A 14,744-nucleotide genomic window follows, 5' to 3' on the forward strand; every position below is an offset into this window, starting at 1 on the left:
CTAGATTGCTCTGGTTACACCAATACCCGTGCGTGTGCAATTTCCCTGCTGCTTAGAGAACGTACTTGCTCTGCAAATAACGAAACTACTACTATAGTTTCTCCACTTAAAGTCACAAACTCGACCTCATAGCCTTTGCCACCTTGATGCACTAAAACTACTGTACCTATATCACCAGTTTCCAAACCGTAATCGGGTATGTTAGTTGTGAGGATAACTCTATCAAGTTCTGTAATCATTGTAATTATACCTTGAGCGGATAAGCAGTAACAAATTTAGGAATATCTTCGCCTGTTCCAATAAACCATACAGAGCGCAGAAAAGGATTCCTACCATCTGGGGAAATAATAGTTCCCTCTACAACATATCTGGTTCCGAACGGCGAATCTTCTACCTTTGTAACATCATTGTCTGCAACATGGCTGACTAATGCTGCTGCAAGTCTTTCCCATTCTTCTAAGGAAAAACCAAATGCTGTGAAAAATTTCTCCTTACCGCTTCCGTCGGGATGGGTAGGTGACAACAAATACGCTGTGATTTTCCTCTCAGGTACGACCGCCTGATAATAATTTGGCAGCTTCAAGTAAATCTCCTCAAGATACTCTTTATAAATAAAAATCTGTTTATTTTACTATAACTGCTAATAGCAATGGCCATTGTGGTTAGGCTTGTTACTTGTCAAGTTGGCACCGGAGGGCGTTACGGTCTAACGAATCAAATAATTAATGTGTGGGAATAAAATATTCTACAGAACGTGGATTATTCATTCTTTGGAAAGCATCTAATATTTCTAAGCCAACAATATTTCCATTTATGTCATAATCAAATATCACACCTTGTTTTTCTTCGTCACTTTCTTCTATTGGCGCCTGACTAAACACGATTCTCAAAACATCGACTTCTGGCGAGTAGGTAATTTTCATTCTTGCCTCTAGTTTTTTACTTTACCAGTTTTATAGACAGTAATGATAACTGCTGTGTCAATATCACTTGCGACCATAACTTGATTGAACTCAAGGCACAGAAATGTTTATTCGCTCCATTTCTTTTTGTACATGGAAAAAATTATGTATTTTCTTTAATTATTTATTTTTTATCACATAAACTACAAGTTCTCTTATCCTTATTCCATGAGAGTATCAAGTTTAGCCAATATTCTTAAGCCTTCTTCTGGATTGCCAGTTGCAGCCATTGCTTTAAATCTGGTGTGGGCATCAAATTCTGCTAAAGCGATGGTGGACAATTCTTCAATCAGCTTATTAACGCTTATGCCTTTAGATTGGGCAAGTTCTTTTAATCTATTATGTTTTTCGTCTGGTAAACGAATAGTTAAAGTAGCCATTACGTGTTTAACTCTTAATAATTTCTTCAGGTTTTAAGATGGATAGGTTAGGGAATAACAATTCGGGATTATGAAAATCTTTAGTATTATGAGTGGCAATAATTTGAGCATTACCAGCAACTGCTAATTCAATTAGGTGATTATCAGCTTCATCTTTTAAATTAGGTCTCCATAAGTAGTAAATAAACACACATTCACTAACGCTCATAAACGATGCGAGTAAGACAGAAATTTCTGCATTAGTCAAAGGACATTTGGTGAGAATTTCTTCTCGCGTCATGACTGACTCATATTCAGAAAATAGAGCGTTTCCCATTAGAGGCTGATATTCGCCTTTTAAGCAGCGTCGAATTAGTTCTCTACTGGAACCCGTAGAGCTAATAAGCGCACTTATAAAAACACTAGTATCAACCACAATTTTAATTGACATCTAGTTATGATAGCACATGTGCTGTCATTAGTTGCATTCTTCAATATAATTTTGCCAGTGCATAAGCCGTAAGTTGGCAACGCTTGTGGAAACCCAACATTCGCGAATACAGATTGAGCAAGGGATTGGACTAATAATTTATCGTAGATTGGATGCTCTCGGCGCCTAAATTAACTGTATAGGAACCAAGAGTTGATGCTGTACTTGTAGAAAGTGTTTATACGCAAAACTACTGTATAAATTATTTATTTAAAATAAAGAATAGGGAGTAAACTAGTAAACTGATATTGACCTATAGTTGTAGTTATTTGGTAAAGCGACGCTTAAATCGGTTATCAAGTTTGTCTTTTTTTTGTTGTTGCAAATGCGACATAGAGTTTGCAAGTTACTAATATCGTTTGAGCCGCCACGAGCAAGAGGGTTAATGTGGTCAATGGTTAGTTTAGCTTCTTGTTTTATATTTTCTAATTCATACTGTGTAACTTCTTCAACATTGGCAGGTAATTTTTTTTGTAGGCAGTATTCTTCTCGATAATTTTGGTAAATATCTTCACAAAGGTCATTAATGTCTTGAGCTAAAGCCATAAAGAGTTCTGGTCGCTTTTCTTCGGTCAGATAGCGCGTAATAGCATTTCTAAAATCTTGAATTCCGCTATCTTGATATAACTGGTCAATTATATCAGTACGATAAAGAACAAGAATTTTAACATATTGTTGATTTTTAGTTTCTTTTTTAGACCTTGCAATGTCTGAAAATTTATCAGAAGGTAATTTATCTGAGTCACAGTAGTCTAAAAACTCCAAGACAAATGGATGCGTATTTTCATTATGACTCGAATTTTTGGAAAGCTCTTCCTGAAAAATAGAATCAATTCCCCAACAGTCGCCTTCATTTGTGTTTTTGATTAGGCTTGCCCAGTAGCCTAGTAAAGCACTTGTCTCATATATCCCTCTTGAAGCATAACTAAAATTATTGCTAATCAGTTCATCTAATTTTTGTTTTAAAATTGAGCTACGCCAAGTTTTATCAATGCGGTTAAAGACGTAAAAAACGCGATCACGTATGCCTGAATTATCCCGCATTGCTTTTATCAACTTCTTTTCTGCGGTTTCTGTTTCTCCTTCCTGATCTGCTTTCATTACGCAAATAACAGCAGAAGTGTTTGCAATACTGCTCGGTTAAGAAAATTCGATAAACCCAAAACCTCGTAGAGACGCGATTAATCGCGTCTCTACATGCCCAAAATCACGAAAAAAATCGTTAACCGAGCAGTATTGGAAGTGTTTGTATCTGCAACCTTCCGATCTGTTAATTCTGCATCTCTTTGTACAGGAGCATCAATTCCTGGTAGATCAACTAAGACGTTACCATCCTCTAATAATGTGTGATGACAATAATATGTAATGCGCTGAAGAACAGCACTATTACTACCTCGACGCGCGTATTTATGTGCATCTTGTGGCGTAAGACCTAGCTCTTCCATTGCAAAAGTTTTATTATAATGCTCATCAATATATTTACGATTCTCTTTGAATCCATTTAATAACTCTTGTAATCCATTTGCTTCTTCTGCCCTTTCGGTGCTTTTTGAACCTCCCTCCTCTTCTATAATTTGCTGACATCTTTGGGATAGCTCTTCAATTTCTTTATCTTTATTAATGTCATATTTTTTCTTGATTTTAAGTGTTTGTGTTTGGCATCTATCATTAACCTCTTCCTGAATTTCTTTTGCACTTAGAAAAGTAAAATCGCATCGTTCTTCCTCTTGCGACTTGGCAAAGTCAATATAACACTCTAAACCCGTTGCATGACCAGTAGCGCTATAAAGTAAATCTTTTCCTAATAAAGCATTTACTCATATCTTGCACCTAACGTGAAAACCCGTATAAAGCCAATTAGAGACCGTAAAAGTATAACAACAATATAATTTTTTTATTTAAGTATTTAAAATACATTTTTTACAACTTAAGTCCATATTAATACGTAATTCACCTCTAAAATTTTGATTTGATAGTGGCACCGCTGATTTGGAAAAATAACATACAAATATACTGCTAGTAGTAAGTAGGAATGAATTTTATTTGCATTGTGGCACCAAAACATGAGAAAAAGGGCGTTGAAATATTACGTAAAAATTCAGCAAGAAAATATGGTTTCAATTCTTAGGCGCGGGACAAATCTAGTTTACACTTTGCTGTCATTGATGCCTTCTATCTACCAACAAGAAAATCTCGAAGCAATGTTGGGGATGTTCTTAGAAGCACAGGGTTATCCTTTACCTCAACACAGCAAAAGTAAATCAGCTAGCGCCTTAAGCAGATTTCTCAATATATACAATTGGTCAACTAGAGGCGTAATTCGCACTTCTCGTTACCGTATTATAAAGGAGATTTTATCTGAGCGTTCGCGCTTGGCGCCAACCATTTTTACAAGTTATTATTGACCTGACAACTTTGGAGAAATTCGGAAAATTTAAGGCGCTTGAAAACTTAATCAGTGTATACCACGGAAAACGAGGCTTACATTTGGTTGTAGTGTATCTGGTTGTTGGTCGCTGGCGAATACCTTGGAATTTCCGCGTTTGGAGAGGAAAAGGCGCCACTTCCCCGGCAAGGCTGGGATTAAAAATGGTTAAATCTTTACCAAAAAAATTAACCAAGCATTTTAAGGAGGTAATGGTTCTAGTAGATACAGGCTTCGGCAGTATCCAATTTATACATGGTGTTAGAGAGAAAAAATATCACATAATTGCGGGCATCGCTTGTACTCGCAAGGCGCGTTGATGGCCGCAGTGTCGCTCAATTACACAAGCGTGGACAACAGCTTTACCTTCAGGGTTTGAAGTTTCCTGTTTATATATCCTGGTATTATTTTAAACGCCATGATGGCAAGTATGAGAAACGATTTGTTATTTCAACAAAAGCTCTCAAAGCTAGCACTATTTCTTGGTGGGGAAAACGGAGATGGCAGATAGAGGGCTGGTTTAAAACTGCAAAACACCGTCGGGTAAGGGAGCTTGCATCGCTGCATCTCCCTCCCCTAAGAACCGGACAAGACTCTTACGAATCATCCGGCTCAAGCCTCGGCTTACCAGAACGTTTGCCGCTGTGTACGGCTAGGTGGCAGGCTTTATGGAGGTGTACGAGATTTTTGATATTATCGTTTCCTCCATCTTGAACCTTTGTAATATGGTGCGTATCGATTTCTTCTCCGTTGAACAAGTGTTCACCGCAGATTGGGCAAGTCCAGTTTTGTTGCTCGGCTACTTTATAAAGTTTTGAATCTTTAATCCAACGAGTTTTTCCGTACCGAGTGCCTCTGTCTTTCCAATATTCATGCAGTGTGGGGTCATCTGGCGACGCAAAGTTTTTTACTTTGACGTGGCGTTGAATGGGAATTTCGGACAGTTTAACGATTGAAATCGTTTTTGTTTTTCCTCTTCTGTCCTTGGTTTTAGCAAAGAATTTCCAACCATTCTTTTTGTTGAAATATTTCTTTGTTACCCATTTCTTTCTTCTTTTAGAATGTCTCCTTAGTGCCCATCTATAGAGCGCTTTCCATACTTGATGGTCGAAGTATGAGAAGACTTCTTTACTAACCCCAAATCTGTAGTAATTACCCCATCCTCTAATGATTGGGTTAAGTTTGGCTATTACGGCTTCAGGTGGCACATCTGGATTTCGCTTTAGCCATTCTCTAATTTCTTTGAGTTTGGCTAGAACTTTTTCCTTTTGGGGCTTAGTTAGACATTTACCTTTATTTTGTCTGATATTGAATCCGAGGAAATTAAACCCATCTTCAATATTGACAATTCTAGTTTTATCTTGATTAAGCTCCAGTCCCCTGTCTTTAAGCCAACCAGAGATGTAGGGTTTAATGTAGTCAATATCCTCTTTATTCCGGGCGGTAATTATGAAATCGTCGGCAAAACGGACGAAACCATATCTTTCCTTTGTTTGCGTTTTTATCACTTTTCCACGTTCATTGAATCTTCTTATCTTTACGACAAATTGTGATAAGAATTCTTCCATACCGTGTAGGGCGATATTTGCTAACAAAGGGCTAATAATGCCGCCTTGTGGCGTACCGCTTTCGGTTTGATGTAATTGACCCATTTCTACGTATCCTGCTTTTAGCCACTGTTTAATTAACTCTCTACCCGGTACAAGACCGATTGTTTTGAGCAAATATTCGTGGCTAATATTGTCAAATGCCCCTTTCACATCGGCATCGAGTATCCACTTATCGTGACCTACACCGAGTCTGTTGAAGACTTGTTCTATAGCGTCTAGGGTACTTCTGCCGGGGCGGAACCCATACGAGTTTGCCTCGAACCGGGCTTCCCAACTAGGTTCCAGGGCGGTTTTGACGATTGCCTGGGCTACTCTGTTGCGGATTGTGGGTATTCCTAATGGTCTCTTTTTTCCGTTGTTCTTAGGTATATATACCCTTAAGGTCGGGCGAACCTGCCATAAGGAATATTCTCCCATTTCTTTAACCAGTTCTACCCTTTGTTCGGGTGTAAGTACAACTTGTTTATCTACACCAGCCGTCTTCTTGCCCGCATTTTCCAGGGTAACTCTTCGCACAGACAGTAGCAGGTTAGAGAAGCTACGCAGCATCAATTTCATTAGGCTACGCACCTTGTTCCATTGTCCGTTCTGGGTTGCACGGTAAATTCTTTGTCTTAGGTTTCTAACACGCTTTTTTACTGCCTTCCAATCAATGGAAGACCAATCTTCAAGGTGTCCGTTGACTCCGATTCCTTTGTTGGCTCTATCTTTCATCAAAGTTTGAAACTTTTACTCAGTATTACCGTTTGAGACCAGTCAGAAGTCAGCCGTATTTTCAACGTAGAGTGATGTTTCAACTCTTATCCCCTGCATTACCAAGGGCATTCGCTTTTTCTAACCTCCTTTACCCCCCTAGTAGTTCCGTCTTCCTTGCGGTTGACCTACTTATGATTTCGACCTTACCATAAGAACCATTGGGGCTTACCGTGTTTCGTGCGTGTGACGTGCGTTTGGGTGGATTCCGTCAGTACCCCGATAGGAGCGTTGTCCTTCGCTGTCAAAGCCAAAACAATCTTTGACCCGTCCTATTTACCGTTTTGGTTAGAGTGTGGTCAGTACCTGTGTAGCAGGGTGCTACTTTCACTCATCTGCAAATGACGAGGCTTGTAACGGTTCGCTTATCGCTAATCCCTTACCAAACTTCCCTTTGCCCGACTTGTCAAGCGGTACTCTCTTAGAAGGGCTTCTGTGCCTTGCATTCTATCAGTTTCATTGGCTACAATCGTAGGTTCTTACTACTGATATAGGCGGGGTCGATGACCCTTTTACATAGGGACTGGAGGGAAGGAACCCCAGGAGAAGAAGGCTTCTCAGTCAAATGCGCTACTGCGCCTACGCACAACTTTCACGTCGCGCGTTTCGGGTTGCACCGCTTTGGGCAAGGAACCCTCTTAGGGGTTTATCGTTGGTTGGTATTATCGCTCATATCTTATGTTTTGGCACACTGGGCTTATTTATCGGCCAATGGCACCAACTTAGACTTACCTGACTGGGGTGAAGCTGCAGAAATTGCTTTTCAAGCTATATTTCCACATTTAGCAGTGTTACTTCTTTTACAAGATATTGAGCGACTTAGAGAACTTGCACTTAGTCAAGGAATTAACATTCAAATTTCCAGGTGCAAGATATGAGGTAAGGCGAAGTCGGCAGTAGTTAATCCTCTGGAGGGCGCCAGTCGCTTGCACGTAAGAACTGTGAATGCACTTCGGCATCCGGGTCATGGCTCAAATGTAAAGCTATAACTGTTACTCTACGCTTTTGTTACAATAGTCTCTAGCTTCCTGCTCTAGCTGAGAAATTATTTTACGCCATCCTTGTAGTTGAAAATCTCGCTCTCGCTGTTTGTCGAGTGAAGGTGTGACAAGTCCAGTAGTTGGGTTATACTTACCGTAATTTTCAGGTAAGCCTTTGAAGTAGCTTATACCTTCATTGGGTAAGATACTATTTTGTCTTAGCCATCTTTCACAATCCCATTGCCAACAAATTACATGGTCATGTGCCTCGCCAGGAATACTACGAATACGTTTAATAGAGATAGGTAAGGAACCAAAAAGTTTTCTTTCAACTTCATCACTTTTTTTGAGAAGCCTGGTTTCGCTACCTCGCCCGTGAAAAAATTCTATTAGCACAAAATTACCAAAATCAAAAACACAAACTTCCGTGCCATCACTGCCATCTTTTTGCAGAACGTGAACATCTTCATCTTGTCTAAATTTACTACCGATATCTATGAAATAATCTTCTGGTATAAGAATGCGAATACGCTCAAAACTGTTAGTATAGTTTGCCCAAAACTCTTTTCGCTTTTGTAGTTGCTCTTTTGCTCTACCCTCTAATCGGTGCCTTTCTAAAATCAAACTGACTAAATTTTGAAAATCATTATAGTTAATGGAACCAATCCATTCTCTAAGTCTATGCTTTGCCGTATCAGAAAGTAAATTCCATCCGGCGCCGTTACGGTAATTTCGTCGTAACCAGTCTACTAATTCTGGATGTTGACTTGCCAACTCTTTGGAAACATGAGTTAGTAAATGCTTGACTGCTTCTAGTTGCTGTTGTGCTGACATTTCATCCAAACAGTTTAACAGCCAGTTTGCTTGTTGTTGAGTTGGAGAAACAAGTGTACAAAAATAAGGCGAAACATATTTTAGAAAGTTAAGTTTTTCTATCCAAGTAGGTATGTGATACTGAATTTGATTTTGCAAACTAGTGTAATTCAAATTTTTTTGACAAGCTATTTTTGCCAATTCTAAACCTGGCTGTTGGTTACGGAGTGCTAAAATGACCTGTACTGGTAGTAGTTTATTAACCAAGGAAGAATTAACAAAGGTATCAAAGGCATCAGCAAAAGACTTAGCTAATACTTTTTCTCCTTGTTCGTTGTAATATAAAGCTAAACGCCACAAAAGTATTTTTTGTAACCATAAGTTGTTGATAGCTATTTGCCAGATAATCTTGGATGTCTGATAACGACTTAGAGAATTTTGTTTATCCCATTTTGCCTTGGCATAAATACAATAAATCCATTCTAAATTTGTAATTTTATCAATATGACCTGTTTGAATAGCTTGTAATATCTTGTCAACAGTTGGTAACGAGATTTGCGAAGCTGCTAGTTTGCTAGCAACTTCGATCAATTGGCTAGGAGTATAAGTTTTTAAGCTTTGTGATTCAGGTTTAGGAAAATAAAAATTCATTTTTAAGATGCTTGATTATTTGTGGAAGTATTTTTGCGAAGTTTATTTCCAATCTCTTCGCTACGAAATTGAAAACGAAAAACAACTTTACGGTCGGATGGTTTATCGTAGCGTTCTTCTGCTTCTATTTCGCCACGCCCTGCGGCTAAAATCTTTTTACTAAAAAGTTTTTGTTTAGGAAATTGCATTTCATAAAATATAAACCGAGTTACTGATGCAGAACGTTGTAAGCTCAGTTGCATATTATCTTTATAATCTCCTGCTGAACTTGTATGACCTTCAATAACAACACGACTAACTTCTTTATCAAATTCGGGTTTTGATAAAATTACCTCGCTGTATACAGGAATAAAGCTGCGGAGAAACGCTTTACCCTGCGGCTTTAATTCAGCACTACCTTTATCAAACAATATTGATTCTCTAATACTTATATCGCCATTCTCTTGGTTGACTTTTACGTCAATATTTTTGCTTTGCATCGCTTCCACTACGTTACCAATAACTATTCTCTTTGGTTTATCTCTTTCGGCAAGTTGAAGTAATGCAGTAATAAATAACAAAGCAAAAAACATTAGTAAACCAGACATTAAGTCACCGATAGAAAGATAAACACTACTATCATCTTCTTCGCTAGTATCTATGTCTAACCCACTAGTAGTAAAATCAGACATTCTTAATTACTCCCGTTAGTAATATTGTGGTTATCTTTAACAGCAACCAAGACCTCAACAGTTCCTACCAATCTGTCACAAACCTCAGCCATTGCATTGTCAGCTTTACTAAAAAATGTTTCTCGTGAAGTTGCAAAGTGGTTTTTCCAATCTTGTAGAGTTTCTCGAAAAGTGTAAGATAATTTATTATATGAATCATTAACGTTTTGTACTTGTGTACTTATATCTCTAGTTAGAAGTTTCATCTCTTCCCAGCGCTGTATATTAGTAAGTCCTGTCGCAATTGCTAGTTTACTAACCTCTTTCGCTGCTTCATGTACCTTTGTAAAAGATTGGTCTACTTCTTTTGTTAACTCACTGCGTCTGCTTGCTTCTTCTCTAAATGTTCTATCTAAATTTACTACAACTTCAGCTAATCCAGTGCGCTGCTTACCCAAAGTATTCTCAAGTAAATTATTTTGCTCTTCAAAGAAATTCTTAAGGTTTGTTTGATATTCCTCTCGAAATTTAGTTAAATCATCTTGTACTACTTTACGTGTAGCGGTTAATGTTGCTACTAAGTTATCTTTAGCGCCATTCATAAATTGGCTAGCTTCATTACCGACTTTTGTTAAAGTATTTGTCTGCTCGCGAAAAGCTGCATTTGCTTGTGCAAGAATCTCATTGATTTTTGTATGAGTTTCTTCCAGCATTGTTCTTTCAATTTCTGCTCTTTGTTGTAATGCGGTTTTAAGCTCTTCTCGAATACCTCTGAAAGTATTTGCAGCTTGTTTTGCGCTTGCTTCAAAGGCTGTACGTTGTAACTCCATTCCCTGAATGCTTTTTTCAACCGCGCGATTGATTTCTATCCCTGTTTGTTCTAAAACACCTTTTGTCTCGCTTTGAAACTTATTTAAAGTATTTTTTAAACCCTCAGCAAAGCTTTTCAACTCACCTAATGTTGTTTTTTGGAAATCCTGTATTGTATTAATAGAGCTTGCTAAACTTTGAGTAATACCCCCTAATTCTTGATGCAGTTTTTGTACTGCTTGAGAAGCTTCTTTTGTAAGATTTGCACTATCATCTAATTTTTGAGCTAGTGGTTCAATTAAATCTACTCGCAAATCTTGAATAAGCTGTTCTAAAACCCTTTGCCCTTGGTTTTGCTGTAATTCTCTAATTTGCTTCTGCTCGTTGTAAATAGCTTTTAACGCTGGTAAAACTATTTCCCCTAGTGCTTCACCAATAGCTTTAGGACTTAGCTCATGTAGTCCAGATAATTTCTCTGCCACACCTTTACCTACTGCCTCACCTATTGCTTCTGCACTTAGATTTTCTAACTTTTGTGCTACAAGGCTTAACTGTAATGCGACTTCTCGACTTTGATTTTCTGTTGGTATAATTGCAACGGCACTCAACTGCTTACGTAAGCTATCGCGGTACTTTTGCCGTAGCGACTCACTAAAGAACAAAACTAAAGTAAAAAAGCTTCCTGAGCCAAGCCCCATTAACGAAGTAGAAAATGCTGTTTTCATCCCTACTAATAATTCTTTACTTGAAGCCATTAATTGCTCGGAACTACTAGTATCTAAATTTATGCCTTGTAATCCTTCTTGTATTCCATAAAAAGTTCCTAAAACACCAATAGCTGTACACAAAGTAGTGACAAAACGTAGAGAACTTCGAGGAACTGGATGTGATAAAACCTCTGGATACTTTGCTAGTATATATTTATTATCTTGCTCGATAACGGCGCCTTCATTATTAGTTTGTACATGTTCTTGCTTACATCGGCGAATATTTTTATTTTCCCTTTGGTTGGGATTTTTCAAAGACTTAATAGCGGCGCCAGTAATTCCACAATCTGATTTACAATATTGCCACACTCCATACACTTCAACGGATACCGCAATAAATACTACAATTGCCGTCGCCCAGTGAAAAGGGCTATTATCCCAAACAATCCCCCAAATTTTCGCTAAACCCATATAGCACCCCTATACCCTTTTAAATTTTTCTACTTCTTTAGATGTCAACCATTGCTCGGCTATTCGCACTGGTAAATGGTCTGCATCCTTCCATTCCCCAATTGGTTTTGTTAAACGTAAGCCATATAATGGTTCCGAGGCTTCAGTTTTGGTGTCGAGAACCAAATAAACCTGCCCAGGTGCATAACTTAGTAATAAACGCACCTGCAAACAGCTTTTAAAATCGCGCGTTGAAGTAGATAGGGGTGAATCTTTCCCAAATAATTCACTTGTCGCTTTCCAAGCATGATTAAATGCTTTTATCTCCCGAACCAACTGTTCGAGAGAGGGATGCAGTAAATCCATGATTTCACTTATGGTTGATTTTTTAAATATTTTTTGTACTTATTTGTATAATTCCCATCAACCACCACGAACTAACAAAAATAAAAATAAATATTTTAATACATCTGGTATAACATTATGTAGTTGCTAGGCGCCATTTAATAACCTAGGCGCCACAGTTTTAGAATGAGTTAATATTTTTATTAATTGAGGTCTTGGGGATTAAAACCAAATCCTGACTTTTGTATAGCCATTTCAGTAAAACGTGAATATTTGACCGCATCGGTAGGGGGATAATCTGCCGATACCGCAATTAACCCAACTCTTATATCTTCAAAATAAATAAAACCGCCAATACGTCCTCCTGCTTGGAACGGTCCATGAAAGAACTTATGCTCTGGAATATAGATTGTAAGATCGTGATTAATTTTTACTTTCCTACCAAACATTTCCTGAGAAGTTTTACGGACAACTATATCTAGGTGTTTATTGTGGGCGCGTCTACCGTGTTCAAGGAATTCTGGAATATCCGCAAAATTATCCATGTAAAACAGCCAGATTTTAGAAAAGTCTGTTTCATCAGTCAGTTTTTGCTTGAGTTCCTGCAATTTGTCAAGTTTCATAGTGTCGGTAGTAGATACTTTGGAGATGGCAGAAGTCGATAATAGTGTTCTGGATTACTATTAATCTAGCATAGCAATCGCCAATCTTCTCAGGCTTAAATTTAAAGATTTGAAAACAAACTAGGTAATTATTTATACTATAAAATTACTTTTAAGTTTCATTGTTGTTATCAACTCAAGCAAAAATTAAGCCACGTTCTACCGCTGCTTTTAAGGCTCTTGCTTTGCGAACTAAACCACGTCGATACACCTGCATAAGTTCATCAAGCTGCTGAACTCTACTTGATTAAGCTGCCCTTCATTTTGGACTTTGGACAAAATAGTACGTTCGCGAATTAAGAAAGACGCAGTTTTCTTATCCCAGTTACGAGACTAACTGAGTAAAACAAGTATGTATATTTACAGGAAAACTACTGCGAAGGTGAAGCTGTTTACTACATACAGCAAGCTTTGCAAGCATATGGTTATTCGTTGAGTGCTGATGGTCAATTTGGTCCAATTACGGAAAATGCTGTCAGAAATTTTCAAGCAGCAAGGGGTCTTAGTTGTGATGGTATTGTTGGCCCATATACTTGGAATGCATTAGTATACCAAGCTGCTTGCTAAACAATTCATAATGCCAAATTAATTCTTCCTAATATTGAATTAATTTAGGTTTCAAGCCCGTAAATAACTTTAGGGGCTTGATAACTAAGCATATTAGTGGAGTATATAAAAAATGGTTCAAGTAAATGGACAAGCCCCAGTACAATCTACAGGAGCAAAATTACCATTAGATACAGCGCTTGATGTGTATGAGCAAGCGCTTTTGGCATTGGAAAATACTGTTTCTAACTCTACATTCGACCAAAAAGTTGCGGTTTTAGTCGCGCGGGATGGGGTAGAGAAAAAGAAGCAGATGGATCAAAACCCTCTAGGTGCAACTTATGCAAGATTGCTGAGTTTAGATGAACGCTTGAAAGCGCAAGCAAAAATTCTTAGTGAAGATGACGAATTAGCGCAATGGAAAGATAGTTTGAATGCGGCGCCAAATATGTGGTGGTGGCATTTAAAATATCCTTTAGCAATGTCACCAATGCAGGTTGCTAAACGCTATCAACAAGCTATTTCTGCATTGTCAGCAGCACTACCCCATGCTAATAAAGAGCAAGTTTTAGAAGTTTTACTGGCGCGCGATGCGATTGAAGCTTCCCGCGATAATCAATCCTTACCAGAACATGTAGCCAAAATTGTAATTGATTTAGACGAAAAGTTGCGTTACGCAAAGCTTTAACGCACCTTACGATTTAATTTATTATTTTTCTCAATCAGCTAGTTATATATTCAAACATGTTATTCCCTACAGCCTTTTTGGTATGGTAAATAGCACCTGTTCCATAATTTAAACTAATGTGTATTATACGGCGCCCAAACAAGAAGTTATCATAAAGCACAAACCAGATGAACATTCGCTCGGCTACATTAAATATAATGTCTAAATAATTGGTTGATTATGCGTAAATTGTTACTTGGTATATTCAGTAGTGTTGTAATCGCATTACCTCAATCTGTAATGGCTACAGTGGGATTTGCGGAATGGGAAGTGACAACAGCCAACGGTAATTTTATTACCCATAGTGACCCATACATTCAGGAGTGCGGCACCTGTTTAATGAGCAAGGAGCGCAAAACTTTAGCTTCCCAAGTTCAATGGTGGAGATATTATCGCTCTTCAGTTACGGGTCAAGCGGCTGAGGGTTACTTTTTGCTTGACGAGCGTACCCAAAGTATTCAATTTTGGGATAGTGAAGCAGAATTAGAGAAAGCTGTGGCACTTGCGAATATTGGTAAGCCTGTTTCGCAACGTATGACTAGGCAAGACGGTTGGAATGCAACATGGATTCCGATAATGCGGCAAATGTACTGTGATAAAAAGAATGTTGAGCGTGTACTGGCAGAAATCCCCAACCCAACGGAAAGGGAAGCTATGCGTAAAAAATATAAACAACAGTGCGAGCTTTTGAAGTCTCACCTTTTACCAAAAAATAAATAAAATCCCTTGGTGGCGCCTGTAAGTAATATTCAAGTACAAGCGCAGAAATAACTGCCTAAACGCTAATTCATCATGATGAAATAT

14 protein-coding genes and 4 pseudogenes are annotated in these 14,744 nt (G+C 38.1%); 5 read left to right on the forward strand and 13 right to left on the reverse strand.

The genetic code is table 11. The annotated features are described in order from the left end of the window. Nucleotides 1-14 precede the first annotated feature (14 nt). From AC2JBO_RS14145 to AC2JBO_RS14175, 7 genes and pseudogenes are all read right to left on the reverse strand, one after another. Nucleotides 15-239 carry a DUF4926 domain-containing protein gene (locus AC2JBO_RS14145; RefSeq protein WP_019494681.1) on the reverse strand — a complete coding sequence of 75 codons (225 nt, stop codon included), beginning with the start codon at nt 237-239 and terminating at the stop codon, nt 15-17. 5 nt (nt 240-244) lie between these two features. Next, nucleotides 245-583 (reverse strand): DUF6883 domain-containing protein, encoded by a 339-nt coding sequence (locus AC2JBO_RS14150; protein ID WP_496954290.1) that lies wholly within the window; start codon nt 581-583, stop codon nt 245-247. Nucleotides 584-722: 139 nt separating this feature from the next. After that, nucleotides 723-923, reverse strand: coding sequence for a DUF2283 domain-containing protein (locus AC2JBO_RS14155; protein WP_496954291.1), 201 nt, complete (start codon nt 921-923; stop codon nt 723-725). Between the two features lie 200 nt (nt 924-1,123). Next, the gene (locus AC2JBO_RS14160; protein WP_496954292.1) at nt 1,124-1,342 is read right to left on the reverse strand and encodes a toxin-antitoxin system HicB family antitoxin; all 219 of its coding nucleotides are present in this window, start codon (nt 1,340-1,342) and stop codon (nt 1,124-1,126) included. A 7-nt stretch (nt 1,343-1,349) separates the two neighbouring features. Next, nucleotides 1,350-1,772 carry a putative toxin-antitoxin system toxin component, PIN family gene (locus tag AC2JBO_RS14165; protein ID WP_496954293.1) on the reverse strand — a complete coding sequence of 141 codons (423 nt, stop codon included), beginning with the start codon at nt 1,770-1,772 and terminating at the stop codon, nt 1,350-1,352. A 304-nt stretch (nt 1,773-2,076) separates the two neighbouring features. Continuing rightward, nucleotides 2,077-2,222 (reverse strand): annotated as a pseudogene (locus tag AC2JBO_RS14170) (HNH endonuclease); the annotation flags it as partial. 782 nt (nt 2,223-3,004) lie between these two features. Beyond that, a pseudogene (locus tag AC2JBO_RS14175) lies at nt 3,005-3,568 on the reverse strand (dynamin family protein); the annotation flags it as partial. A 354-nt stretch (nt 3,569-3,922) separates the two neighbouring features. Here AC2JBO_RS14175 and AC2JBO_RS14180 point away from each other — a divergent pair. Continuing rightward, nucleotides 3,923-4,776, forward strand: a pseudogene (locus AC2JBO_RS14180) (transposase); the annotation flags it as partial. A 56-nt stretch (nt 4,777-4,832) separates the two neighbouring features. Here AC2JBO_RS14180 and ltrA read toward each other — a convergent pair. Then, nucleotides 4,833-6,560, reverse strand: a complete 1,728-nt coding sequence (ltrA, locus tag AC2JBO_RS14185; RefSeq protein WP_496954314.1) for a group II intron reverse transcriptase/maturase — start codon at nt 6,558-6,560, stop codon at nt 4,833-4,835. 542 nt (nt 6,561-7,102) lie between these two features. On the opposite strand from ltrA, the gene AC2JBO_RS14190 reads away from it, so the two are divergent. Next, nucleotides 7,103-7,477: a hypothetical protein gene (locus tag AC2JBO_RS14190; RefSeq protein WP_496954294.1), complete on the forward strand. Its 375-nt coding sequence runs from the start codon at nt 7,103-7,105 to the stop codon at nt 7,475-7,477. Between the two features lie 114 nt (nt 7,478-7,591). On the opposite strand, the gene AC2JBO_RS14195 is transcribed toward AC2JBO_RS14190, so the two are convergent. The 5 genes from AC2JBO_RS14195 to AC2JBO_RS14215 all read right to left on the reverse strand — a co-directional run bounded on the left by AC2JBO_RS14195 (nt 7,592) and on the right by AC2JBO_RS14215 (nt 12,628). Further along, a complete protein-coding gene (locus AC2JBO_RS14195) occupies nt 7,592-9,043 on the reverse strand; it encodes an EH signature domain-containing protein (RefSeq protein WP_496954295.1) in 1,452 nt (483 codons plus the stop codon). A 2-nt stretch (nt 9,044-9,045) separates the two neighbouring features. Further along, nucleotides 9,046-9,714, reverse strand: coding sequence for an OmpA/MotB family protein (locus AC2JBO_RS14200; protein WP_496954296.1), 669 nt, complete (start codon nt 9,712-9,714; stop codon nt 9,046-9,048). 2 nt (nt 9,715-9,716) lie between these two features. After that, complete coding sequence (locus AC2JBO_RS14205; RefSeq protein ID WP_496954297.1) at nt 9,717-11,681, reverse strand: hypothetical protein; 1,965 nt, start codon at nt 11,679-11,681, stop codon at nt 9,717-9,719. 9 nt (nt 11,682-11,690) lie between these two features. Beyond that, a complete protein-coding gene (locus AC2JBO_RS14210; RefSeq protein WP_496954298.1) occupies nt 11,691-12,026 on the reverse strand; it encodes a hypothetical protein in 336 nt (111 codons plus the stop codon). Between the two features lie 182 nt (nt 12,027-12,208). Then, entirely contained in the window at nt 12,209-12,628 is a 420-nt protein-coding gene (locus tag AC2JBO_RS14215) for a hypothetical protein (protein WP_496954299.1), read from the reverse strand. A 432-nt stretch (nt 12,629-13,060) separates the two neighbouring features. Here AC2JBO_RS14215 and AC2JBO_RS14220 point away from each other — a divergent pair. The 3 genes and pseudogenes from AC2JBO_RS14220 to AC2JBO_RS14230 form a co-directional block, all read left to right on the forward strand. After that, nucleotides 13,061-13,234 (forward strand): annotated as a pseudogene (locus AC2JBO_RS14220) (peptidoglycan-binding domain-containing protein); the annotation flags it as partial. Nucleotides 13,235-13,346: 112 nt separating this feature from the next. After that, nucleotides 13,347-13,901: a hypothetical protein gene (locus AC2JBO_RS14225; protein WP_496954300.1), complete on the forward strand. Its 555-nt coding sequence runs from the start codon at nt 13,347-13,349 to the stop codon at nt 13,899-13,901. Nucleotides 13,902-14,120: 219 nt separating this feature from the next. After that, nucleotides 14,121-14,660 carry a hypothetical protein gene (locus tag AC2JBO_RS14230; protein WP_496954301.1) on the forward strand — a complete coding sequence of 180 codons (540 nt, stop codon included), beginning with the start codon at nt 14,121-14,123 and terminating at the stop codon, nt 14,658-14,660. Nucleotides 14,661-14,744: the final 84 nt, after the last annotated feature.

This window comes from Calothrix sp. CBUCES-K 9914, from assembly GCF_059640475.1.